The organism is Arthrobacter sp. Y3224055 (genome assembly GCF_059090825.1).
Genome location: NZ_JBNHGB010000007.1, coordinates 92,334 through 114,620 on the forward strand (window position 1 = coordinate 92,334; position 22,287 = coordinate 114,620).

The 22,287-nt window shown below is 68.3% G+C and carries 21 protein-coding genes and 3 tRNA genes; 17 read left to right on the forward strand and 7 right to left on the reverse strand.

From position 1 onward, the window contains the following. Position 1 precedes the first annotated feature (1 nt). Positions 2-610: a 5-oxoprolinase subunit B family protein gene (locus AC5RTY_RS15935; RefSeq protein ID WP_494013348.1), complete on the forward strand. Its 609-nt coding sequence runs from the start codon at positions 2-4 to the stop codon at positions 608-610. A 3-nt stretch (positions 611-613) separates the two neighbouring features. Continuing rightward, positions 614-1,588 carry a 5-oxoprolinase subunit C family protein gene (locus AC5RTY_RS15940; RefSeq protein WP_494013347.1) on the forward strand — a complete coding sequence of 325 codons (975 nt, stop codon included), beginning with the start codon at positions 614-616 and terminating at the stop codon, positions 1,586-1,588. A 72-nt stretch (positions 1,589-1,660) separates the two neighbouring features. Here AC5RTY_RS15940 and AC5RTY_RS15945 read toward each other — a convergent pair whose 3' ends face one another. After that, the gene (locus AC5RTY_RS15945; protein WP_494013764.1) at positions 1,661-2,866 is read right to left on the reverse strand and encodes a DUF445 domain-containing protein; all 1,206 of its coding nucleotides are present in this window, start codon (positions 2,864-2,866) and stop codon (positions 1,661-1,663) included. A 256-nt stretch (positions 2,867-3,122) separates the two neighbouring features. Here AC5RTY_RS15945 and AC5RTY_RS15950 point away from each other — a divergent pair, with 256 nt between their 5' ends. From AC5RTY_RS15950 to AC5RTY_RS15965, 4 genes are all read left to right on the forward strand, one after another. After that, a complete protein-coding gene (locus AC5RTY_RS15950) occupies positions 3,123-3,989 on the forward strand; it encodes a glycerophosphodiester phosphodiesterase family protein (RefSeq protein ID WP_494001973.1) in 867 nt (288 codons plus the stop codon). Positions 3,990-4,032: 43 nt separating this feature from the next. Further along, positions 4,033-6,315 carry a glycoside hydrolase family 15 protein gene (locus AC5RTY_RS15955; RefSeq protein ID WP_494013346.1) on the forward strand — a complete coding sequence of 761 codons (2,283 nt, stop codon included), beginning with the start codon at positions 4,033-4,035 and terminating at the stop codon, positions 6,313-6,315. Positions 6,316-6,425: 110 nt separating this feature from the next. Next, a complete protein-coding gene (locus AC5RTY_RS15960; protein WP_494013345.1) occupies positions 6,426-7,235 on the forward strand; it encodes an AzlC family ABC transporter permease in 810 nt (269 codons plus the stop codon). Beyond that, positions 7,232-7,543 carry an AzlD domain-containing protein gene (locus tag AC5RTY_RS15965; protein ID WP_494013344.1) on the forward strand — a complete coding sequence of 104 codons (312 nt, stop codon included), beginning with the start codon at positions 7,232-7,234 and terminating at the stop codon, positions 7,541-7,543. Before AC5RTY_RS15960 ends, AC5RTY_RS15965 begins: the two co-directional genes overlap by 4 nt. Before the next feature lie 137 nt (positions 7,544-7,680). On the opposite strand, the gene AC5RTY_RS15970 is transcribed toward AC5RTY_RS15965, so the two are convergent. Next, positions 7,681-8,631: a zinc-binding dehydrogenase gene (locus tag AC5RTY_RS15970; RefSeq protein ID WP_494013343.1), complete on the reverse strand. Its 951-nt coding sequence runs from the start codon at positions 8,629-8,631 to the stop codon at positions 7,681-7,683. A gap of 232 nt (positions 8,632-8,863) precedes the next feature. Between AC5RTY_RS15970 and AC5RTY_RS15975 the strand changes: the two genes are divergently transcribed. Genes AC5RTY_RS15975 through AC5RTY_RS15985 form a run of 3 tightly spaced genes read left to right on the forward strand, consistent with a single transcriptional unit; the run spans position 8,864 to position 10,758 of the window. Beyond that, a complete protein-coding gene (locus AC5RTY_RS15975) occupies positions 8,864-9,193 on the forward strand; it encodes a thiamine-binding protein (RefSeq protein ID WP_494013342.1) in 330 nt (109 codons plus the stop codon). After that, positions 9,190-9,897 carry an O-methyltransferase gene (locus AC5RTY_RS15980; protein ID WP_494013341.1) on the forward strand — a complete coding sequence of 236 codons (708 nt, stop codon included), beginning with the start codon at positions 9,190-9,192 and terminating at the stop codon, positions 9,895-9,897. The genes AC5RTY_RS15975 and AC5RTY_RS15980 overlap by 4 nt, the downstream gene beginning before the upstream one ends. Before the next feature lie 3 nt (positions 9,898-9,900). Then, complete coding sequence (locus tag AC5RTY_RS15985; RefSeq protein ID WP_494013340.1) at positions 9,901-10,758, forward strand: spermidine synthase; 858 nt, start codon at positions 9,901-9,903, stop codon at positions 10,756-10,758. A gap of 269 nt (positions 10,759-11,027) precedes the next feature. Here the strand turns inward: AC5RTY_RS15985 and AC5RTY_RS15990 are convergent, their stop codons facing one another. Continuing rightward, positions 11,028-11,951, reverse strand: coding sequence for a LysR family transcriptional regulator (locus AC5RTY_RS15990; protein ID WP_494139898.1), 924 nt, complete (start codon positions 11,949-11,951; stop codon positions 11,028-11,030). A 158-nt stretch (positions 11,952-12,109) separates the two neighbouring features. Between AC5RTY_RS15990 and AC5RTY_RS15995 the strand changes: the two genes are divergently transcribed. Beyond that, entirely contained in the window at positions 12,110-13,498 is a 1,389-nt protein-coding gene (locus AC5RTY_RS15995) for an MFS transporter (RefSeq protein ID WP_494139899.1), read from the forward strand. A gap of 93 nt (positions 13,499-13,591) precedes the next feature. On the opposite strand, the gene AC5RTY_RS16000 is transcribed toward AC5RTY_RS15995, so the two are convergent. After that, positions 13,592-15,061, reverse strand: coding sequence for an NCS2 family permease (locus AC5RTY_RS16000; protein ID WP_494001983.1), 1,470 nt, complete (start codon positions 15,059-15,061; stop codon positions 13,592-13,594). Positions 15,062-15,260: 199 nt separating this feature from the next. After that, complete coding sequence (locus AC5RTY_RS16005; protein ID WP_494139900.1) at positions 15,261-15,908, reverse strand: FAD-binding protein; 648 nt, start codon at positions 15,906-15,908, stop codon at positions 15,261-15,263. A gap of 196 nt (positions 15,909-16,104) precedes the next feature. On the opposite strand from AC5RTY_RS16005, the gene AC5RTY_RS16010 reads away from it, so the two are divergent. After that, the gene (locus AC5RTY_RS16010; RefSeq protein WP_494001985.1) at positions 16,105-17,121 is read left to right on the forward strand and encodes a universal stress protein; all 1,017 of its coding nucleotides are present in this window, start codon (positions 16,105-16,107) and stop codon (positions 17,119-17,121) included. A 69-nt stretch (positions 17,122-17,190) separates the two neighbouring features. Here the strand turns inward: AC5RTY_RS16010 and AC5RTY_RS16015 are convergent, their stop codons facing one another. Together AC5RTY_RS16015 and AC5RTY_RS16020 are read right to left on the reverse strand one after the other, a co-directional pair. Further along, on the reverse strand, positions 17,191-18,771 hold the full coding sequence (locus tag AC5RTY_RS16015) for a C40 family peptidase (protein WP_494139901.1): 1,581 nt from the start codon (positions 18,769-18,771) through the stop codon (positions 17,191-17,193). A 384-nt stretch (positions 18,772-19,155) separates the two neighbouring features. Next, positions 19,156-19,527, reverse strand: coding sequence for a metallopeptidase family protein (locus tag AC5RTY_RS16020; protein ID WP_494001987.1), 372 nt, complete (start codon positions 19,525-19,527; stop codon positions 19,156-19,158). 146 nt (positions 19,528-19,673) lie between these two features. Between AC5RTY_RS16020 and AC5RTY_RS16025 the strand changes: the two genes are divergently transcribed. The 6 genes from AC5RTY_RS16025 to AC5RTY_RS16050 all read left to right on the forward strand — a co-directional run bounded on the left by AC5RTY_RS16025 (position 19,674) and on the right by AC5RTY_RS16050 (position 22,282). Next, positions 19,674-19,746: transfer RNA gene (locus AC5RTY_RS16025), tRNA-Glu, on the forward strand. Between the two features lie 85 nt (positions 19,747-19,831). Next, positions 19,832-19,905: transfer RNA gene (locus tag AC5RTY_RS16030), tRNA-Asp, on the forward strand. 58 nt (positions 19,906-19,963) lie between these two features. Beyond that, positions 19,964-20,039 (forward strand) — tRNA-Phe (locus AC5RTY_RS16035). Positions 20,040-20,135: 96 nt separating this feature from the next. Then, positions 20,136-20,906, forward strand: coding sequence for an MBL fold metallo-hydrolase (locus AC5RTY_RS16040; protein WP_494139902.1), 771 nt, complete (start codon positions 20,136-20,138; stop codon positions 20,904-20,906). Between the two features lie 222 nt (positions 20,907-21,128). Then, positions 21,129-21,695, forward strand: coding sequence for a hypothetical protein (locus AC5RTY_RS16045; protein WP_494139903.1), 567 nt, complete (start codon positions 21,129-21,131; stop codon positions 21,693-21,695). Positions 21,696-21,742: 47 nt separating this feature from the next. Beyond that, positions 21,743-22,282 (forward strand): Asp23/Gls24 family envelope stress response protein, encoded by a 540-nt coding sequence (locus AC5RTY_RS16050; protein ID WP_494139904.1) that lies wholly within the window; start codon positions 21,743-21,745, stop codon positions 22,280-22,282. The last annotated feature ends 5 nt before the right edge of the window (positions 22,283-22,287 follow it).

The window sequence follows — 22,287 nt, forward strand, 5'->3', positions numbered from 1 at the left end:
GGTGCGGATCCTGCCCTTCGGCGCGGGCGCCCTGCTCGCCGAATTCGACACCCTCGACGACGTCCTGGCGCACTACAGCGCACTCTCGGTTGCGCCGCTGCCAGGCGTGACGGAGCTGGTTCCCGCGGCCCGCACCATCCTGGCGACCTTCGACGACCCGGCGGCCGCCGCCGTCGTCCGCCGCTGGCTGGAACAGACCCCGCCGCACGACGGCGGCGCACGCACCACCGGGGACCAGGTCACGGTCGAGGTGGACTACTCGGGGGAGGACCTGCCGGCGGTGGCACGGATCCTGGGCGTGAGCGAGGCGGACGTCGTGCGGCTCCACCAGCAGTGCGAATGGACTGCCGCCTTCACCGGCTTCGCGCCGGGCTTCGCCTACCTAGTGGCACCCGGGAACCCGCTGCAGGTACCGCGGCTGGCCGAACCCCGGACGCGGGTGCCCGCCGGATCGGTGGGTTTGGCGGGCGAGTTCACCGGCATCTACCCCTCCGCGTCACCCGGCGGCTGGCAGCTGATCGGCAGGACCGATGAGCGGCTGTGGGACGCCGCGCGGGAGCGGCCGGCACTGATTGCGCCGGGAACGCGCGTGCGGTTCAGGGCGGTGTAGCCGGTGATCACCGTAGTCACGGCGGGGCCGCAACTCCTGGTGCAGGACCTCGGCCGGCCGGGGCACGCCGCGATCGGGCTGAGCCCGTCCGGCGCACTGGACGCCCGGGCACTGCGCATGGCCAACCGCCTGGTCGGTAACCCTGACACCGCGGCGGGGCTGGAGTTGCTGCTGGGCGGCGCTGTGCTGCGGTTCGACGCCGACACGGTGGTGGCGGTGGCCGGGGCCTCCGGCAAACTCTCGGTGACGGGCCCGGGAAACGCGGCGGCTGAGCCTGCGTCCGCGGGCCGGCAGCGGATGGACCAACCGGATCTTTACCGGCCCATCCGCGTCCGTGCCGGCCAGCGGCTGGAGATCGCCCCCGCCGCGTCCGGGCTCAGGTATTACTTGGCGGTGGCCGGCGGCATCGTGGCCGAGACCCTGATGGGATCGGCGGCCACGGACCTGCTCTCCGGCATGGGACCGGCTCCGCTGCGGGACGGGGACATGGTGGAGACCGGGGTTGTTCCACCGGCCGGACGGACCGGCTCGAACCCCGCCGCCGCGCTCGCCGGCCGGGGCCGAGGACCCGCCACCCACCGACGGCCCGCCGCCGATTCCCGTTGGACGCCGGTGCCGCTGCCGCCCGCCAGTGTTGTGACCGTGCGGCTCCGCCCCGGACCGCGGCTGGACTGGTTTACCGCCGACGCCCGCCAGCGCCTGGTGCTGGGCCATTGGGCGGTCAGCCCCGAGAGCAACCGGATCGGACTGCGCCTGCTGGGCCGGCCGCTGCAGCGTGCGGTCGACCGGGAACTGCCCAGCGAAGGCATGGTTACCGGCGCGGTGCAGGTGCCGCCGTCGGGCTTGCCCACCGTGTTCCTGGCCGACCATCCGGTGACCGGCGGCTATCCGGTGCCGGCCGTGGTGGAAGCGGCCGACCTCCCGGCGCTGGCCCAGGCCCGGCCCGGCCAACGAATCCGCTTCCTCTGGGCGGGCTAGGCCCGACGTAGTCCTTGCGCTCCGTTTCGTGACTGGAGCGGATGCTCCATAGGGCGGCACCCAGCCGCGCGGCTAACCGAAGGCGGCGGTGGCCACCGTGAAGATCGCCAGCCCGGCCAGGGAGCCGACCACGGTGCCGTTGATCCGGATGAACTGCAGGTCCCTGCCCACCTGGAGTTCGATCTTCCGCGACGTCTCCTGAGCATCCCAGCGCTCCACCGTTTCGGTGATGACGGCGGCAATCTGGGAGCGATAGGTGCGGACCAGATACCCGGCGGCCTCCTCGATCCAGCCGTCGATCTTGGCCGCCAGCTCCGCATCGGTGGCCAGCCGGTGGCCGAAGTCTCCGACCGCCCGCTTGAACGTCAGGCTCAACCCGCTCTGGGGGTCCTCCACCGCCTCCAGCAGGGCGGTTTTCAGCGTCTCCCATGTGCGGGCCGCCAGTGAACGCACTTCGGGGTCGCCCAAGGCGTTGTGTTTGATGGCCTCCACCCGGGCCATCATCTCGGGATCGTGCTGCAGGTCCTGCGCCAGGGAGTTCAGGTACCCGTCCAACTGCTGGCGCATCGGATGATCCGGGTCGGCCTGCACCGCGATGATGAACTTGTACAGCTCCAGATGCACCTTGTCGCCAACCAGCGAATCCAGGAACTGCGGGACCCAGGTCGGTGAGCGGTCGGACACCAGCCGCGCCACCGTGTCCTGGTTGTCCAGTACCCAGTCGGCGGCGCGGTCCAGCAGCAGATCCACCAGCTTCAGGTGGTGGCCGTCGCGCAGCACGTGCTCGGCCAGCCGGCCCAGCGGCGGTCCCCACTGCGGGTCGATCAGATGCCGGCGGGCCAGCGACTCAATCAGTTCCTGCACGTCCTCGTCATTGAGGACCGTCAGGGCTCCGCGGATGGCCGTGGCGCCCTCGCGGGCAATCCGTTCGGTGTTTTCCGGCCGTTCCAGCCAGAGGCCGGCCTTGGCAGTGATCCCAAGGGACCCGATCTTGGCCTTGACCACGTCCTCGGCCAGGAAATTCTCTTCCACGAACTGGCCCAGGCTGGCGCCGATCTGATCCTTGCGGCGCGGGATGATCGCGGTGTGCGGAATCTTCAGTCCCATCGGGTGTTTGAAGAGTGCGGTCACGGCGAACCAGTCCGCAAGCGCACCCACCATTCCGCCCTCGGCCGCGGCCCGGACATAGCTCAGCCACGGGTAGCGGTCCTGCAGCGCGAACGACACCACGAAGACCACCGCCAGAACCAGCAGCAACCCCGTGGCGAGCAGTTTCATCCGCCGCAGTCCTGCGGCACGGACGCTGTCGGGCAGCACGGCAAGCCGGCTAGTTCCGCCACCGGGGAGGTTTTCGGGGGCGTTGTGCGCCGCGTAGCCGACCGTCCGCCCTTCCGCCGTGTCAGGTGCGACGCCGCCGCCCGTCTGAGTGCCCATGTTGCCTCCGAAACCGAATTGCTGAACGATCATCGTTCGTTCACCCACCAGTCAACCCTACGGCGGGTCCGTATGTCCGGTCATCGCGTACGGTGAATTCATGCACCAGAGGATCTACGCCCACCGTGGTTCCAGTGAGCAGTATGCGGAGAATACGCGGGCCGCTTACCTGCAGGCGATCGCCGACGGCGCCGATGGGATCGAGTGCGATCTCCACCTGACCAAAGACCGCCGGCTGGTCTGTTTCCACGACTTCACGCTGGACCGCACCTCCACCGGCACCGGCAACGTGTCCGATCACACGCTGGACGAACTGCTGCAACTGGACGTCAGTTCGTGGAAGGGCACGCCGATTCCGGTCGAGTACGGCGGCACCGCCGACCAACTGGTGACGCTGGACGATCTGGTGGATCTTATGCGCGACGCCGGCCGGCCGCTGGGCCTGGCCGTGGAGCTCAAGCACCCCAGCCCGTACGGGCAGGAGCTGGAGGACGAGGTGCTCAGGTACCTGATGGCGGAGGGCTGGGACCCGGAAACCTCCCGGCTGGACAACATCCAGCTGTCCTTCATGAGCTTCCACCCGGACGCCGTGAACTACTTGGCCGACCACATACCGGGCCAGTATCTCTGCCAACTCCTGGATGACATCGACGCCGAAGAACTCAAAGCCAGCCTCCTGATGGGCGAGTTGACCGTCGGCGCGGTTGCGGTACTGCTGCGACGGGCACTGTCTGAAGGCGAAGGCTTGATCGAATCGCACCGCGTAGGCTGGGCCGGACCCGGCATCGATTACGTGCGCTCGCATCTGCCGCTCGTCCGGCGCTGGCTCGACGCCGGCACGCAGTTCCGCGTCTGGACGGTGGACGATCCGCAGGACGTGGAACTGTGCCGCGAGTTGGGTTTCGGCGAAATCACTACCAACCGGCCGGCCGCGGTCCGCCGGCAGCTGCAGGCTGCACCGGCCTGAACAGCCGCTGCCGTAACCGGGTCCGTTGTGATTGAGTGGAGAGATGGCATCTCCAATTGAGGACTACGCACTCATATCGGATCTGCATACGGGGGCGCTGGTGTCCCGGTCCGGGAGCATGGACTGGCTCTGCCTTCCCCGCTTCGACTCGCCCAGCGTCTTCAGCGCGCTTCTCGGGCACCCCGGACACGGCCGCTGGCTGCTGGCGCCGGACGGTGCGCATCCGCAGAGCGGGGAAGCGATGGGGACGGGTGTGCACGGCGGCCTGAGCAACGACCCGTTGGAAGTCCAGCGCAGCCAGCCGCCGGTCTCGACGCGCGAACAAGATGAAGCAGTCTCGGCGGCCCCGGAGAACCCCGGGCGGTCTGCGACGGACGAGGCGAAAAAGACTGCCGGAGTGCAGCCGGGGGCCGGGGAAGCCGGACAGTTTGGCGACGCGGCCGGCACCGCCGAAGCCGGCGCATCCCCGGCCGCCACCGGTGCAACCGAGGCGGGCGTATCCGTGGCTGCCACCGGCGTACGCGTGCCTTCCAGCGGCGGTCCGACGTCCGCCGAGTCGACGTCCGCGCGCTCCACCCTTACGGACACCCTGCCCCGCGGCGACCTTGAGCCGGCGCCGGCCGGAACCGAGACTGCAGGGGTCCGCACCGGCACCCCGCCGGCAGTAGAGGCAGCAGGGGCGGCAGAAGCAACGGAGGCGCCGTCCGCCGTCGTCGTTGAACGCTCTTATGTTCCGTCGACGTTTGTGCTGCAGACCCGCTGGAAGAGCGAAACAGGCGAGGCACTGGTGACGGAGTTCATGCCGGTGGGCGACCGCCGGGCGTCACTTGTCCGCCGCGTCGAGGGCCTTTCCGGCGACATGACCATCCGGCAGGAACTGATCATGCGGTTCCACTACGGGGACGTGGTGCCGTGGGTGAACCGCGTGCACGACGAAGCCACCGGCCGGGAATCGATCGTCGCCATCGCCGGCCCGGACGCGCTGGTGCTGCACGGTGAGCGCCTGCCGCGCGCCGCGAACCGCCGGCACGAAGGCGAATTCACGGTTAAGGCCGGCGAGACGGTTGATTTCGAATTGTGCTGGTTCCCGTCCCACCGGACGGTGCCGCCGGCGATCGACGTCGACACCGCGCTGACGGAAACGGTGCACTACTGGCAGACCTGGTGCTCACGGTTCCCTCCCCAGGGGGATTACCACGGCATCGTCAAGCGTTCCCTGCTGGTGCTGCGCGCCATGACGCACGAGACCACCGGCGGGATCGTCGCCGCGCCGACTACCTCGCTGCCGGAGTCCTTCGGCGGGGAACGGAACTGGGACTACCGCTACGTCTGGCTCCGCGATGCCGCGCTGACGCTCGAATCGATGATGACCCACGGCTACGAAGACGAGGCGCTGCAGTGGCGCAACTGGCTGCTGCGCGCGGTGGCCGGAGACCCGGAAGACCTGCAGATCATGTACGGGGTGGCCGGCGAACGCGACCTGGAGGAACGGATCATCCCGCACCTTCCCGGGTATGAAGGGTCGGCGCCGGTGCGGGTGGGAAACGGCGCGGTGGGCCAGTACCAGGCGGACGTGATCGGCGAGGTCATGGTCGCGCTGGAGAAGCTGCGCAACATGGGCGGCACCGAGGACCACTTCTCCTGGCCGCTGCAGAAGGCCATGCTGCACTACATCGAGAAGCACTTCGACCAGAAGGACCAGGGCATCTGGGAGATGCGGGGCGAACGGAAGTACTTCACCCACTCGCGGGTGATGATGTGGGCGGCGTTCGACCGCGGCGTGCGGGCGGTGCAGGAGCACGGCTTGGACGGCGAAGCCGAGCACTGGGCGCAGCTGCGGGACAAGCTGCGCGAAGAGATCATGGAGCACGGCTTCAATCGGGAGATCAACTCCTTCACCCAGAGCTACGACACTACCGAGGTGGACGCATCGCTGCTGGTGCTGCCGCAGGTGGGCTTCGTGAAGTACGACGACGACCTGATGCTGGGTACCGTCGCCCGCCTGGAGCGGGAACTCGTGGATGCGGACGGACTGATCCTGCGCTACCGGACCGAGTCGGGGGTGGACGGTCTGGCTCCGGGCGAGCACCCGTTCCTGGCCTGTTGCTTCTGGCTGGTGGAACAGTATGCCCGCTCCGGGCGCATCGGCGACGCCCGCGACCTGATGGACCGGCTGGTCGGTTACGCGAACGACCTGGGGCTGATGGCCGAGGAGTACGACACCGCGAACAAACGCATGGCCGGCAACTTCCCGCAGGCGTTCTCGCACCTGGCGCTGATCCGTGCGGCGGACGCGATCAACGGCCACGCTCAGGAAGCGGTGTAGCCGCAGCCGCTTCCCGCAGCCGTTTCCCAGGACCGTTTCCACAGTTTCCACAGCGATATCCACGGTTGGGGCGGCGGCGGGGCGGCTGCCTTCCCGGCTACTGTAGACGGGTGAAGTTTCTCCAGTCCCCGGCCGTGAAAGTGGGGCTGTCCATCTCCATCGCCACCGGGCTGTACGGGGTGTCGTTCGGCGCATTGTCGGTGGCATCGGGGCTCGACCTCTGGCAGACCATGGCGCTGAGCCTGCTGCTGTTCAGCGGCGGCTCCCAGTTCGCGTTCATCGGGGTGATCGGCGGCGGCGGCACCGGCCTGGCCGCGATGACCGCTTCCGCCCTGTTGGGTATCCGCAACGGCATCTATGGCATGCAGATGAATGCGCTCGTCTCCCCGTCCCGCTGGTGGCGGCCGCTGGCCGCCCACGTGACCATTGACGAATCCACCGCGACGGCGTCCGGCCAGGACAACCCCGGCGAGCAGCGGCGTGGATTTTGGACTGCCGGCGTGGGTATATTCCTGCTCTGGAATCTATTCACGCTGGTGGGGGCGTTGGCCGGCAACGCGTTGGGCGATCCGAGGCAGTGGGGGCTGGACGGGGCCGCCGTCGCCGCGTTCCTGGCGCTGCTGTGGCCGAGGCTGAAAGGCAAGGAACCGGCCGCCATTGCGGTTGCCTGCGCCCTGGCCACGCTGCTGGCCGTGCCGTTCGTGCCCAGCGGAGTGCCCATCCTGGTGGCGGCGGCTGTCGCGGCCGCCATCGGCTGGTTCACCCACCAACCCATTCCCGCCGGGATGGCGCCGGACATCGAGCCCTATGACGAGCCGTATTCCGAGCACGACGGGTCCCACACGCTCGCCGCGTCCGAGCGCCGGGCGGCGGGCCGCGACGATCCGGCCGGCAGCGGGGACGGACGGGAGGCGCCATGAGCCTGTGGATCTGGATAGTGGCCGCCTGCGCCATCTCCTACCTCACCAAGCTGGCCGGCTATCTGGTGCCCGCCAGGTGGATGAAGAACCAGCGCATGTCCCGGGTCGCCGCCACCATGACCATCGGCCTGCTCGCGTCGCTGACCGTCGTCAACGCCTTCTCCACCGGCCAGCACCTGGCGTTCGACGCCCGGGTCGGGGCGCTGCTGGCCGCCGCGGTCGCGCTGCTGCTGCGCGCCCCGTTCCTGGTGGTGGTCATCGCCGGTGCCGCCGCGGCCGCACTGCTCCGTTTGGCCGGCTGGGGGTAACCGCAAGCTGGGGGACGGCGGCCGGCTGGGTAACGGCGCCCGATGTTGTGCTTGCGGGCGGCGCACCACCGCGGTGCGGCTTAAGGCAGGTTGACGACGGCGGTTCGCACCGCCGTCGTCAATCATCCGGTGAGGGGTCAGTCAGCGATCTTGGCGACCAGCCGGCCGACGACTTCGCCCCTCTTCAGCTTCTCCAGGCCCTCGGGGATGTCCTCGAAGGTGATCTCGGTGATGGTCGGAGTGAGCTTGCCGGTGGCGAAGTAATCGTAGACGCCCTGCACGTCGTCGCGGGTGCCGCCCTGCGAGCCGACCAGGGTGACCTCGGAGAGAATCAGGGCCTTGGTGCTGATGGTCGACTCCAGCCGGCCCATGCCAACCTGGACCACGCGGCCGCCGCGGCGGACCGTCTCGATGGCCTCGGCGGTGGTTGTGCCGAAGCCGGCAAAATCGACGACGACGTCCAGGCCGATCTCCTTGAACTCGGCGATGGACTTCGCCACGTCCTTGGCGCCGATCTCCTTGGCCTGGTCCCAGATCTTCTCGTTGACCTCGGCGACGTAGACCTCCGCGCCGGCCAGCACGGCCACGCGGGCGCCAATGGAGCCCAGGCCGCCGAAGCCGATGATGCCGACCTTGTCGCCGGCCTTGACCTGGCCGTTGGCGATGACGGCGTGGTGGCTGGTCATGCCGGCATCGGTGCCGGCCGCACCCTGGGCGAAGCTGACGTTGTCCGGAATGCGGACCAGAGCCTGCTGGTCGATGGCAGTCTTAAAGGAGAAGCCGCCGTCGAAGGCGTAGCCGGGAGCGCCGGCCGGAGTCGTGGGGCAGCAGCCCACGCGGTCGCCGACCTTCCAGTCGGTGACGCCTTCCCCGACCTCGGTGATGACCCCGGCCACCTCATGGCCGAGGGTGATGGGGCGCTTGGCCAGCGTCGAGAGCCAGCCCTCGTCCTCAAGCATGCCTACATCCGAGTGGCACAACCCGGCCGACTTGATGTCGATGACGACGCCGCCGGGTGCGGCGGTCGGCTCCTCGACCTCATTCAGTTCAAGCGGCTCGTGGGTGTTGGTAAATTGCCAGGCTTTCATGGGGTCTCCTGTGGCTCGGCGCGGATGGTGGCATTCCGCGGGCGACCGGTGGAACGGACCGGCGGAACGGTGCGGGTGCGAAACCCGCATGTCCAGCCTAGCTCCGAAACCCGGCAATTTTTATGCAAATGCATGTAAAGTCCGTCACGTCCGGTGCTGCAGAAGGCCCCGTGGTTGCGGCAGGTGACACCGAACCTGTGCGCCGGCACGGGTGCTGTGGAAGACTGAAGCCATGCTTGTAGCCTTCTCTGTTGCACCCTCCGGGGTACCCGTCGCCGGTCCCGCACCCCACGATGCCTCGGTCCATGACGCGGTTGCCGAGGCCGTCCGGATCGTCCGCGAATCCGGGCTGCCGAACCACACGGACGCGATGTTCACCACCATCGAGGGCGAGTGGGACGAGGTAATGGACGTGATCAAGCGCGCCACCGAGGCCGTAGGCCGTCACGGATCGCGCGTGTCCCTGGTGCTCAAGGCGGACATTCGTCCGGGATACTACGGCGAGCTCAGCGGCAAGGTGGACCGCCTGGAGGCTGCCATCGCCGAGCAGGAGCAGCAGTGACCGTCCAGCCGGGCCTGCCGGACGTCGATCCGGAAGCGGCGTGGACCGCCGTCGAAGATTACCTGACCGTCACCTTGGTGGGGGAGGGCCAGTCCCAGGTCGCAGCCAGGGAGGGTGCCGCGCAAGAAGGCCTGCCGGCAATCGAGGTGAGCGCAACCCAAGGCAAGCTGCTGATGCTGCTGGCCCGGCTGCGCGGTGCGCGCAAGGTGCTGGAGATCGGCACGCTGGGCGGGTACAGCACCATCTGGTTGGCCCGCGGACTGCCGGACGACGGCGAAGTGGTCAGCTGCGAGTACGAACCGCGGCACGCCGAGGTGGCGCAGCGGAACCTGGAGGCAGCCGGCGTCGCGGACAAGGTCAGCATCCGGGTGGGCGCGGCACTGGATACCCTGCCGCGGCTGGCCGAAGCGGGCGTCGGGCCGTTCGACCTCGTGTTTATCGACGCGGACAAGGAAAACAACCGGAACTACGTGGAGTGGGCCCTGCGGCTGACTCGTCCCGGCAGCCTTATCGTGGTGGACAACGTCGTCCGGTCGGGCAAGGTGCTGACCGACGGCGGCGACGCCGGCGCGGAGGACCGCGACATCCGCGGCACCCGGGATGCGCTGGCGCTGCTGGGCTCCGACCCGCGCCTGGACGCCACGGCGATCCAGACCGTGGGCGGCAAGGGCTGGGACGGCTTCGCGCTGGCGCTGGTCAAGTAGCCGATGGCGCGGCGAAGCACCCGTGCCGAGGCGGCACGGGAGCCGGAGGCGTCCGGCGGGCCGGCCGAGGGACGCTATGAGATTTCCTCCGGGACAGCCGAGCTGGTCCGCGAGCCCGACTCGGCGGACAGCTGGCTGCTCAAGATCAACGGCGTCCAGTCCTCCCACGTGGTGGTCGGCGATCCGCTGCGGCTGGACTTCGAATACATGCGCTGGATGGCGGCGCTGATCGCATCCCGCTGGGGACCCGGGGCCAAGCTTCGGGCCCTGCATTTGGGCGGCGGGGCGTGCTCGATGGCCCGCTACCTGGCGGCCGCGTACCCGGAGGCGCGCCAGGTAGTGGTCGAGATCGACGCGAAGCTGGCCGACCTCGTGCGCCAGTGGTTCGACATCCCGCGTGCGCCGTTGGTGCGCATCCGGGTGGGTGAAGCAAGGGAGGTCACCGAATCACTGAGCGAGGACAGCCGGGACCTGGTGGTCCGCGACGTCTTCTCCGGCAGCGAGACCCCGTACGGACTGACCACGCTGGAATTCACCCGGGCGGTGCGGCGAGTCCTCTCACCCGGCGGGGTCTACCTGGTGAACTGCGGCGACACGCCACGGCTGATCGGTGCTCGCGAGGAGGCGGCGACCATCGGCGAGGTTTTCGAGCACCGGGTGATCATCGCCGACCCGCCGATGCTCAAGGGCCGCCGGCACGGAAACGTGGTCATCGCTGCCAGCGACCAGCCGCTGGAAACCGGTCCCGGACTCGTCCGGGAGTTGCTGCACGGTGCCATGCCGGCACAGCTGTGGGACGGGCCGAGAGTGGAGAAGTTTTGCAGAGGATCGGCGATCCGGCAAGACCGGCCGGCCAATTAGGACCTTTCCCGGAACGTTATGACTTCGGCCGGAATTTGTTTGTAAGATGGACAAGAACGGCCGTGCAGCGGCCGTACCAGGCCCGGGAGCGAGCCGCTTGCGGCTGGCTCTCCGGAGGCAGGCATGGAAAGAACGGCTTCGACACTATGGATGGTGGCTGGAGCGCTATGTCTGCTCAGCCGGATTTGATCCGGCGCCGGATGCCGGGTGCTGAGAACCTAATCCCCCCAAGTTAGGTCCAGTGCCCGGCATCTCGGTCATTAATCCTTTCACCGGATGCCGGTTCCCTTCCCCATCAGCTCGGCTTCCCTGCTGCGGGTCTCGCGCCTGAGCGCATCGACGACCGCCGCCACAGCCGGTTGCCGCAGTGACTCCGGCCGCGCCACCAGCCAGTAGCCGAGCCGCTCCTCCAGTTCCCCCGGCAGGATCCGGACCAGGTCCGGATGGCGGTTGGCCATGAAGCACGGCAGCAGGCCGAGGCCGGCACCGGCACGGGTTGCCTCGACGTGGACGAACACGTTGGTGGAACCTAGGGCCGTGGACATCGCCGGCAGCAAACGGCGCGGGGCGTCGAGGTCGTCAACCTGCAGCATGGAGTCGACGAAATAGACCAACGGGTGGTTCATGGCCGCGCGCACGCTGTCCGGTACTCCGTGTTCGGCCAGATAATCACGGGAGCCGTAGAGACCCAGGACATAGTTGCCCAGCCGGATGGATCGCGCGCGGATCACCTGCGGCCGCCCGACGACCACTTCGAAGTCCAGGCCCGGCCGGTGTTGCGTGGCCCGGCGGGCGGCGGTAACGATCTCCACGCTGAGCCTGGGATGGCGCTGCTGCAGGCGGGCGATCGCCGGGGCGGCGACGAACGCGCTGAAACCGTCGGTGGCCGACATCCGCACCACACCGGCCAGTCGGTCCGCCTGATCCGGTGTGCGGCCAAGCTCCGTGAGCGATTCTTCGATCCGCTCGGCGACCGCTGCCGCCTTGCGGCCCAGGTCGGTCAACTCCCAGCCGCCCGGTGCCCCGGAGAACACGCGGCCGCCCAGGGCCTTTTCGACGGCGGCGATGCGGCGCGAGACGGTGGTGTGGTTCAGGCCCAGGTTCTCGGCCGCCACGGTATACCGGCCGGTGCGGGCGACGGCGAGGAGGATGATCAGGTCGTCCGGCTTGGCGGACTGAGGCGCGGGAGGCATATCTGCATCTTTGCAGACCATGCCTGCAAAGTTTGTCATTGATGCACATGCAGGACCGGGGAATACTCGGCTACGTCTGATTGTGACCACACTCACAGCGTGCGGGGGGAGTCCCGGCGGCCAACGCCGCATTAACCGCACGCCATGCAAGGAGAATGATGAGCGCCCACGCTACCCCCACCGGACCCGGATCCGGCGCGACGCACGAGTCGCCGCCGTCGGTCCTGCGCAAGGTCGTCACCGCTTCCATGGCCGGCACGGTCGTGGAATGGTACGAGTTCTTCCTCTATGCCACGGCGGCCACGCTGGTGTTCGGCGCCCTGTTCTTCCCGAATGCGGGCACCGAACTGGACGCGATCATCGCCGCCTTCGTCACGTTCGCCGTCGGCTTCATTGCCCGGCCGCTGGGCGGGATCGTGTTCGGCCACTTCGGTGACAAGCTGGGCCGGAAGAAGTTGCTGCAGGTGAGCATCATCCTGATCGGTGCTGCCACGTTCCTGATGGGCTGCCTGCCAGGGTTCGACCAGATCGGGTATTGGGCGCCGGGCCTGCTGGTGGTGCTGCGGTTCGTCCAGGGCTTTGCCATCGGCGGCGAATGGGGCGGCGCGGTCCTCCTGGTGGCCGAGCACAGCCCGGCAGCCAAGCGCGGCTTCTGGGCGTCCTGGCCGCAGGCGGGCGTGCCGATGGGCAACATGCTGGCCACGGTAGTGCTGTGGGTGATGTCCGGCATCCTCTCCGAGGCCGAGTTCCAGGCCTGGGGCTGGCGCGTCGCCTTCTGGCTCTCTGCGGTCATCGTGCTCGTCGGCTACTACATCCGCACCAAGGTCACCGAGGCGCCGATCTTCCTGGAGGCCCAGGCCGAGTCCGCCAAGGTGAAGTCCACGTCCTACGGCGTCGTGGAAGTGATGAAGAAGTACCCGCGCGGCGTGTTCACTGCCATGGGGCTGCGCGTAGCGGAGAACATCATCTACTACATCGTGGTGGCCTTCTCCATCACGTACCTGAAGACCGTTCACGACTTCGACGTCACCACGGTGCTGGGCCTGCTGATCCTGGCGCACGCCTTCCACTTCGTCGTGATCCCGTTCTACGGGCGCCTGTCGGACAACATCGGCCGCCGCCCGGTCTACATGGCCGGCGCCGTGCTGTCCGGGGTCTGGGCCTTCGTCGCCTTCCCGATGTTCGACACGCAGAACCCGATCATCATCCTGGGCGCGATCTTCCTGGGCCTTGCCGTGCACGGGCTGATGTATGCGGGGCAGCCGGCCATCATGGCCGAGATGTTCCCGACCCGGATGCGCTACTCCGGTGTCTCGCTGGGCTACCAGGTGACCTCGATCTTCGCCGGTTCGCTCGCCCCCATCATCGCTTCCACGCTGCTGAAGGACTTCGGGCACTGGCTGCCGGTTGCCCTGTACCTGGTGGTCGCGTCGGCCATCACCGTCGTGGCGGTGATCTTCACCCGCGAAACGAAGGGCGCCTCCCTGCGGGACCTGGACCGGGCCGACCTGGCACGCACGGAAGCCGAAGTGCGGGCCCAGGCCTAGGCGCAACGGCGCAAGCCAAGCGAGTAAAACCGAAGGGACCGGTACCACCCGTTGCGGGCGGTACCGGTCCCTTTCGCCTCGGCGGACCTGGGGTCAGCGGAAGCCAATGAGCTGCTCAACCGGGCCCATGCCGAAGAAGAGCACGAAGGCCGCGGCCACCGCCCACATCAGCGGGTGGATGTCCTTGGCCCGGCCCTGGAACGTGCGCACCAGCACGTAGGCGATAAAGCCCGCCCCCAGGCCGTTGGCGATGGAATACGTGAAGGGCATGAGCGTGAAGGTCAGGAAGGCGGGGATGGCCACGCCCCAGTCGGACCAGTCGATCTTGCCCACCTGCGACACCATCATGAAACCGACGACGACGAGCGCCGGCGCCACTGCCTCGAACGGAACCAGCGAAATCAGCGGCGTGAAGAACATGGCGATCAGGAACAGCAGGCCGGTGACAACGTTGGCCAGGCCGGTGCGCGCGCCCTCGCCGATCCCGGCGCCGGACTCGACGTAGATCTGGTTGGACGAGACGGATCCCGCGCCGCCGGCGATGGCGCCCACGGCGTCGACCATCAGGACGCGGTCGACGTTCGGGATGTTGCCCTCTTTGTCCGTCAGCCCGGCCTCGTTGGCCAGGCCGACCATGGTGCCCATGGCGTCGAAGAAGATGCTCAGCAGGATCGCAAACGCCAGCAGGGAAGCGGCGGTGACGCCCAGCGTCCCGAATGCACCGAAGAGGCTGGCCTGGCCGATCAGGCTGAGGTCGGGCAGCCCCACCCAACTGCCGCTCGGCAGCTCAGGCACCACCAGGGACCATCCCAGCGGATTGGGGCCGTCGGGACCCATCGACGGGCCGACGTCGGCCACCGCTTCGATGACCACCGCGAGCACGGTGGCGGCGATGACGCCGATCAGGATGCCGCCCTTGACCTTCTTGACCACCAGGGCGATCGTCAGGATGAGGCCGACGACGAAGACGAGGATCGGCCAGCCCAGCAGCACTCCGTCGAACCCGAGCCCCACCGGAACGGTGGTGCCCGCCGCGTCCGGAATGCGGCGGATGAAGCCGGCATTGACCAGGCCGATCAGGGCAATGAACATGCCGATTCCCACTACGATGGCGGTCTTGAGGCTTTGCGGCACGGCATTGAACACCGCGGTCCGGAAACCGGTCAGGACCAGGATCAGCATGGTGATGCCGGAGAGGATCACCAGGCCCATCACGTCTGGCCAGGTCAGGCCCGGGTTGGTCGCAACGGTGATGGCGATGAAGGCGTTGACGCCCAGGCCCGTGGCGAGGGCGAACGGGTACTTGGCCCACGCCCCCATCACGATCGTCAGCACTCCGGCCACGAGGGCCGTGACCGCCGCGACGCGTTCGGCGCCGAGCATGGCGCCGGTTGAATCGGCGCCGCCCAGGACCAGCGGGTTCAGCACCACGATGTAGCTCATCGCGAAGAACGTGGCCAGGCCGCCGCGGATTTCGCGCGAATAGTTGGAGCCGCGCTTGGTGATCTCGAAATAGCGGTCGAGCACCGAAGTCTTGGCGGCTACTGCTCCCTTTTGGGGCATGGGGGATGTCCTCCACAGGTAAGTGGTATGGTCAGGGATTTCCCCAAAATTCTAGCCCCTGCGGCACGCGGCGGCGTACGGTGCCGCTGTTTCCCGCCTGCCCGGCGTCAGGCGACTAGCGTACGGTGCCGCAGTTTTCCCGCCCGCCCCGCGTCTAGCGGCGAGCGTACGGTGCCGCTGTTTTCCCGCCCGCCCGGCGTCAGGCGACGGCCGGCCGGGAGGTGGAAGCGATGGCGCTGCCGGCCACCTTCGCCTGCCGGATGATGTCCCGTGTGCTCGGCGCCAGCAGATCCGCCACTCCGACCAGGTAGAGGCCGATCGCTTTCAGGACGGAGGCGAGGTTTTCGCCGGCCGCGATGCCCAGGCTCCGGAGCAGCCGGCGCATCTGGTTCTGCGCGCAGCCCGTCAGCACGACGGAATCGGCGACCAGCAAGCCGTTCTCGGTGCGGATGACCCACTTCTGGTTCTTGTCCCTGCTCATCGCGGGCGCGTGGGCCACAGAGGCAGCCGGCGGCCTGGACGGGTCCGCCGGTGGCGCCGACGCTGGTTTTTCCGACGTCTTGGTGACGCCGCAGACATGGGTGCTGTGGCGGATGTCCAGCGCATGGCTGGCGGCGTACGCCTGCAGCAACCGCAGCAGGTCGTTGCGCTCGCTCCGGTGCGTCGAGTCCGCCAGCGGGGACCTGCGTCCCTGGTCGGCCGGCTGGGGGAGCAACCCCTCAACGACGATTGACGACACGCCCTGGCGGCTGAGCTCGCTCGCCACGGCCAGTCCGGGCAGCCCGGAACCGATGACCACCGTGGTGGTGTATTCGGTAGGCACTTCTGGTACGGAAACGCCACTCACTGCACGGACTCCTTGTACGGTAGCGAGAACTTCGGGCGGCGAACGGACCGCCCGCACACGCATTGTGAAACTGTTATTTAACACAATTTTCATCGAAGCCTACATAACTTTTCGGCCACTGAGAAGCGCTTTGTTGCAGAGTAAGCTGAGGGTAGCGGGCGAGGATGCCCGTGCGACGGTGAGGGAGGCGGAACGAATGACAGAAGCCACAGGTTCAGACGCCGGACAGGGCGCGGCACCCCGCGGCATTGTCGTCGGAGTTGACGGCTCCGATCAGAGCATCTGCGCGTTGGTTTGGGCTGCGGAGGAGGCGCAACGGCGCAGGACCCCGCTGCACGTCGTGACCGCCTACACCGTTCCGGTCTTCGCTGCCTCCAGCATGGACGCCGGCTATGCCACGCTGGACGATTCGGTGATCCGCGAAGGCGCCGAAGCCGTGCTCGAGCAGGCGGTGTCCAAAGTTACCGGTTACGGCCTGGACATCGATGCGCGGGTGGAAACCGGCGACGCCGCCGGGGTGCTGCTGGAGCTCTCGGAACAGGCCGAGCTGGTCGTGGTCGGTACGCGCGGCCGCGGTGGTTTCATGGGCCGGTTGCTGGGCTCCGTGAGCAGCGCCGTCCCGGCCCACGCTTCCTGTCCGACGGTGACGATTCCGCTGGCCTGCGCGCCGCGCCTCGGCGACCTGGACATCGAGCTTCCCCGGTCCAAGGACCAGGCGATCCGCCCCGAGGACGTCCAGAAGGTCGTCGTGGTCGGGGTTGATGGTTCAGAGCAGGCCCGCAACGCCACCCTGGTCGCCGCGGAGCAGGCCGAGCGGCTCGGCTATCCGCTGAAGGTCATCTGCGCCATGCCGCCGTTCACCGGCTCGCTGGCGTGGGTGCCGGCACCGCTAGACCGTGAGGCGCTCTATGCGGATATCCGTGAGCAGCTCGACGCCGGCGTGGCGTGGCTCAAGAGCCACTTCCCCGATCTGCGCGTCACCGGTGAAGTGCAGGACGGCTCCCCGGTAGAACTGTTGATCGAGGCGTCACGCACCGCCGAACTGCTGGTGGTTGGTACCCGCGGCCGCGGCGGCTTCGCCGGCATGCTGCTCGGCTCCACCAGCCAGGGCGTGCTGCACCATGCCAAGGGCCCCGTCATGGTGGTGCCGGACAAGCATGACCCTCGCCTGGACGACCGCCGCAACTTCGGCCCCCTGCCCGACGCCGAATAACCGCAGGTAGCAGAAGGGCGGGCCCGGAACCTCAAAGGTTCCGGGCCCGCCCCTTTTAAGCAGTGCAGGCTAGACGGCCCAGCGGGCGCCGACCGTGTGCAGCTTGCCGTACATGTGGCTGATATTCGTGACGGTCAAGCCGACGTCCGGGTTCAGTGCGTGGACTACCTGCCAGTTGCCGATGTAGATCGCCACGTGCCAGATGGCATTCGGCTCGCCCCAGAAGACCAGGTCGCCGGGCTGAAGTTGGGCGAGCGGCACCTTGTGCGGTGCGGAGTCGAGCTGGTCCTGCGCCACGCGGGGCAGGTAGCGACCGGCGCTGCCAAACGCCGCCTGCGTCAGTCCCGAGCAGTCGTAGCCCCACGGCCCGCTGCCGCCCCAATCGTAGAAGCTCTTGTTGTTCGCCTGCTTGGCCATCGCGAAGTTGATGGCAGCGTTGGCGATGCCCGCGTTGCTGCCGGGGGCCGGTGCCGGTGCCGGCGGTGCCGAATCCGGCTTGGGCTTCGGGGCCGGTTGAGGGGCCGGCGGCGGAGGCGGGGCCGGGGCAGGCGTCGAGGGCCGGGACGGCGCAGGCGTCGAGGGCCGTGACGCCGGTGGCGGGGTTGACGGGGTTGCCGGCCGGGAGGTTGCCGGCGGGGTCGACGGGGATGCCGGGCGGGAGGTTGCCGGCGGCGCTGCGGGCCGGGCCGGCGTAATGTCTTCAGAGGCCGCTGCAACGGTGGAGCCCTGCGGGTTGGAACTGCCGCCGGCGGGCCGCGGGGCGGCGGCGGCCTCCTGTGCCGACTGCTCGACCAGGGCCTGGAGCTGTCGATCCTGCTCGGCGCGCTCCAGCGCGGTGATGCGTGCGTCCTCTTCACCGGTGCTGGTTCCGCGCAGTTCGGCCAGATGTTCCAGCAGCGCCTGCCGCTGTTCCTCGTAACGGACCACGAGCTGCTCCTGCGCGGCGCTGGCGGCCTTCGCATCCGACTCCGCCGCCTCCGCGGCTACTGCCGCGTCCCGGGCGGCCTCTTCGGCCTGGGTGACATAGAGCTCCCAGGCTGCCCACAGCTGGGCGGCCTGCTGGGATTCGCTCAGGGTCTGCGAGCGGTTGGCCGTCAGCGCATTGAGCGTGGAGGCCTTGTACAGCACGTCGCCGGCGTCCTTGCTGTCCAGCAGCGAGCTGAGACCGGGGTTGACGCCGCCGTTCCGGTAGAGTTCACCGGCCAGCTGCCCCACCTGATTCTTGACTGAATCGAAGTACTGCGCCGCCTGCGACGCCTTGGCCTTGGCATCAGCGAGTTCGGTGGTCCGCTCCTGCTGCCTCAGCAGCGACTCGCTGTAGGCGTTCTGGGAACGCATTGAATCGAACTGCGCGTTCGCAAGGTTTCCCGAAGCCGCCTTGAGCTGCTCCTCGATCCGATCCACCAGGGCCTGGGTTGCCGCTGCATCGCCCTTGGCGTCGTCGATCTCCTCGCCGGAAGGCAGCGTGGGCGCCGCCGGCAGGATGATCCGCTGCGATGTCACGTGCGGCAACTGTCCCGCCGGTGCGGCGACGGCCGGCGCCAGGGCCGGAACGCAGATTAACAGTGCGGTAGCCGAGAAGAGCGCGACGGCGCGCCGCGGCGTCGTCGATCGATGCGGGGCGGGACGCCCCGAGGGAAGCAGCCTCATCCGAACGGGTCCTTACTAGGAGCGCGGTAAATGCACGCGCCCTTTCGGGACGGCCGGCCTTGGGGCCGGAACGGTCAAATGTGCGAACGGGTGGCACCCCAACTAGACCGAACTGCATTCACACAGCACGTTGAGGATATGCAACATCAGTCACAGTTGCAACATTTGTCCCATGGATAACATAAACAACAATAGTGTCATTTGAACAGCATTGCCGAGGAACCGGCGTGTCACGAGGGTGTTTCAGGGCAGTTGAAACGTCGGGCCGGGAGCCGCGCCGGCGTGTCCCGCTGCGCCGACCGCGGCCAACGGGCCTGCTGTACCGCGGCCAACGGGCCTGCTTTGCTCGGCGGCCAAGTGCGCCCCAGACGGGTGAGGCGGCGGTCAGCCCCAGCCCAGTTCGTGCAGGCGGGCGTCGTCGATGCCGAAGTGGTGGGCGACCTCGTGGATCACGGTCACCAGGACCTCGTGGACCAATTCTTCGCGGGAGGAGCACATCCGCTGGAGGGGGCCGCGGAAGACGACGATGCGGTCCGGCATGGACCCGGCAGCCCACCAGTGGTCCCTCTCGGTGAGCGGCGTGCCTTCGTAGACGCCCAGCAGTTCCGTCTCGGGGTCTTCCCAGGGCTGCGGGGTGTATTCCTCTTCGACGAAGATGCCCACGTTGGTCATCTCGCGCATGATGTCTTCCGGGATTTGGTCGATCGCGTCGTTTACCGCGTCCTCGAATTCCGGCAGGGACATCTCCATCGGCATACAGCCGACTTTACCCGCGGGCTGCGGCCTCGAAAGCGCCCGGGTGGAGGCCGCGGCAGGCCTCGTCGGCCGGTTTTGGTTTTTCCCGGAGCAGGCCCTATAGTTTTATAGGTCCACAGCGGGGAAATGAATCCCAAGTGGTCCTGGCCCCCATCGTCTAGCGGCCTAGGACACCGCCCTTTCACGGCGGCGGCACGGGTTCGAATCCCGTTGGGGGTACGCGAGACGTCATGAATGGCAGCCCGCTGGAGTGGTCAGAACCGCTTCGAAAGGCTGGTAGGATTGAGTCTCGTAAAAAATGCAAGGCCCTGTAGCGCAGTTGGTTAGCGCGCCGCCCTGTCACGGCGGAGGTCGCGGGTTCAAGTCCCGTCAGGGTCGCTTTGGTTTCCGGAGCGATTTCGGAACGCCATCGGTGATCATCGCAAGATGTTGCCACGGCTCTGTAGCTCAGTTGGTAGAGCGTTCGACTGAAAATCGAAAGGTCACCGGATCGACGCCGGTCGGAGCCACCAGCAAAAACGAAGCCCCGCAGTCCTGGTTCAGGGTGCGGGGCTTCGTCGTGTCCGCCCGCTCTGTCCACCTCCGGCTTCGTCGGGCACCATGGGTGCATGAACGAAACCGCAATCACCCACATTGGCGGTCCGACAGCCTTGCTGGAGTTCGGCGGCTGGATGTTCCTGACCGACCCCACCTTTGATGAACCCGGCGAGTACCCGACAACAGCCGGAACGCTGGTGAAAACCTCCGGGCCTGCCGTTCAAGTCCCAGACCTGCCGGTGGTGGACGCCATCCTCCTCTCGCATGACCAGCATGCGGACAACCTGGATACGTCCGGCCGTCGCCTGGTGGAATCCGGCGACGCCAAGGTCCTCGGAACCCTGGAGGCAGCAGACCGGCTCGCGACGGTTACCGGGATGGCCCCGTGGGAGCGGACAGTCCTCGAAGCCGCCGACCGGACCACAGTCACGGTCACCGCCGTCCCGGCCCGGCACGGACCCGAAGGATGCGAACCGGTGACCGGCACCGTGACCGGATTCGTCCTGACAGGGTTCGACCTCCCGACTGTTTACATCAGCGGCGACAATGCCTCGCTGGACGTGGTCGACGCCGTCGCGGCACGTTTCGCGCCGATCGCCACGGCGGTGCTCTTCGCCGGAGCCGCCCGCGTGGGAGCCTTCGACAACGCCCCGCTCACCCTCACCGCCGACGCCGCGGTCGAGGCGGCGCGCACACTGGACGCGGCCACCGTCGTGCCGGTCCACGCCGAGGGCTGGAAGCACTTCAGCGAAGGTCACGAAGAACTCCGCGCCCGGTTCTCCGCCGCCGGCCTCGAGGACCGGCTCCGCATCCCCACCCCGGGGCGGAAGCTGGCCCTGTAGCTGACACGGGCTGCCCGATCCGCCGGCCAGCTGGACGCTACCGCCGAACTGGTCGCCGAACTCATCGAGTCGACCACCGACAAGCCGGTCCACGTCCCGCGGCAGCCGCTCCCGGCTCCCAGTTTCCACTCAGGCTCACTGGCCTACCATGGAAGGGATTTCCCGTGCCGCCTGCACCTGATGAGGCACCGGACCAGGGGGACGATTGGAGCGAGGAGCATCGTGCAGGCCCTTTTGAAGGCGACGGCCGTCGGCATGGCAACCGCCGTCCTGCTAACGTCCTGCAGCGACGCGGGCCCAACGCCGGAATCGGCGACGACGGCGCCCGCCCCCGTCGCTTTGGACGACACCGAAGCGACGGCGCCCGCGGAAACACCCCCCGCATCTGTCCCCGCCACCGACGGACCGGCCACGTCGCCGCCCGGCCAGGCGCCGACGTCGGACTCGGCTGGTCCCGTCGACGGGAGCGGGGGAGCCGGAGGAGGCGCCGCTGACTGGGGCAGCTATAAGAGCCGGGACCACGCCTGCGCCGCCGTGGCCGCAAACGTCGCCTCCCTGCTGCTGGTCCCGCTCGGCTTCATGACCGGCGTGGAGGACTCCGACCTGGAGGCGCTGCAGGATGAGCTGGACGAATTCAGCCGCGACGTTCCGCCGCGGCTGGGGGACCACCTGGACAGGGTGGAGGACCAACTGGATCACGCGTCCGCAACCGGCCGCTTCGACGCTGCCGGGTTTGCCCGGGCCCTGCAACCGGTGAAGGACTGGCTGTCCGAACACTGCGGGGAATGAGGCGTTAGGCTTGCCCTGAGAGTCATCACAGCGTCAGGGGAGAACAGATGCACAACGAGGATCGGCCGGCTGCCCCGTCCGCGGGCGATTCGCCCGGGGCACACCCGGTGACCGCCCCTGTCGGCGTCCCGGGCGCGCCGGCGCCGGCCCCGGCAGCGGTTGACCCGCATCAGCCTGCAGGCCTTGGCATCCCGGACGCCCCCGGACGCACCACCATCTCCGAAGCCGCCGTGGCAAAGGTCGCGGCCGTCGCCGCACGCTCCGTCCCGGGGGTCTACGCGCTGGGCAGCGGCACGGCAAGGGCGCTGAGTGCGCTGCGGGATGTCGTGGGCGGCAGCGACGCCGGCCAGGGCGTACACGTGGAGGTCGGCCAGACGCAAGTTGCCGTGGACATCAGCCTCGTGGCCGTATACGGCAAGCCGCTGCAGGAGTTGGCGGGCGCCGTGCGCGCGGCGGTGTACACCGCCGTCGAGCAATTGGTGGGGCTGGACGTGATCGAGGTGAACGTGGAGATCAACGACGTCCACGTGCCCGGTCTGGACGCCAAGGCTCCGGCGGAGAAGCCGGTGCGGCAGGCGGCCCAGTAACCGGA

Bases quoted from the DNA above. Each gene is read 5' to 3' on its own strand.
- AC5RTY_RS15945 (WP_494013764.1), bottom strand. From the start codon at position 2,866: ATGAAACTGCTCGCCACGGGGTTGCTGCTGGTTCTGGCGGTGGTCTTC.
- AC5RTY_RS15950 (WP_494001973.1), top strand. From the start codon at position 3,123: ATGCACCAGAGGATCTACGCCCACCGTGGTTCCAGTGAGCAGTATGCG.
- AC5RTY_RS15955 (WP_494013346.1), top strand. From the start codon at position 4,033: ATGGCATCTCCAATTGAGGACTACGCACTCATATCGGATCTGCATACG.
- AC5RTY_RS15965 (WP_494013344.1), top strand. From the start codon at position 7,232: ATGAGCCTGTGGATCTGGATAGTGGCCGCCTGCGCCATCTCCTACCTC.
- AC5RTY_RS15970 (WP_494013343.1), bottom strand. From the start codon at position 8,631: ATGAAAGCCTGGCAATTTACCAACACCCACGAGCCGCTTGAACTGAAT.
- AC5RTY_RS15975 (WP_494013342.1), top strand. From the start codon at position 8,864: ATGCTTGTAGCCTTCTCTGTTGCACCCTCCGGGGTACCCGTCGCCGGT.
- AC5RTY_RS15985 (WP_494013340.1), top strand. From the start codon at position 9,901: ATGGCGCGGCGAAGCACCCGTGCCGAGGCGGCACGGGAGCCGGAGGCG.
- AC5RTY_RS15990 (WP_494139898.1), bottom strand. From the start codon at position 11,951: ATGCCTCCCGCGCCTCAGTCCGCCAAGCCGGACGACCTGATCATCCTC.
- AC5RTY_RS15995 (WP_494139899.1), top strand. From the start codon at position 12,110: ATGAGCGCCCACGCTACCCCCACCGGACCCGGATCCGGCGCGACGCAC.
- AC5RTY_RS16000 (WP_494001983.1), bottom strand. From the start codon at position 15,061: ATGCCCCAAAAGGGAGCAGTAGCCGCCAAGACTTCGGTGCTCGACCGC.
- AC5RTY_RS16010 (WP_494001985.1), top strand. From the start codon at position 16,105: ATGACAGAAGCCACAGGTTCAGACGCCGGACAGGGCGCGGCACCCCGC.
- AC5RTY_RS16015 (WP_494139901.1), bottom strand. From the start codon at position 18,771: ATGAGGCTGCTTCCCTCGGGGCGTCCCGCCCCGCATCGATCGACGACG.
- AC5RTY_RS16020 (WP_494001987.1), bottom strand. From the start codon at position 19,527: ATGCCGATGGAGATGTCCCTGCCGGAATTCGAGGACGCGGTAAACGAC.
- AC5RTY_RS16040 (WP_494139902.1), top strand. From the start codon at position 20,136: ATGAACGAAACCGCAATCACCCACATTGGCGGTCCGACAGCCTTGCTG.
- AC5RTY_RS16050 (WP_494139904.1), top strand. From the start codon at position 21,743: ATGCACAACGAGGATCGGCCGGCTGCCCCGTCCGCGGGCGATTCGCCC.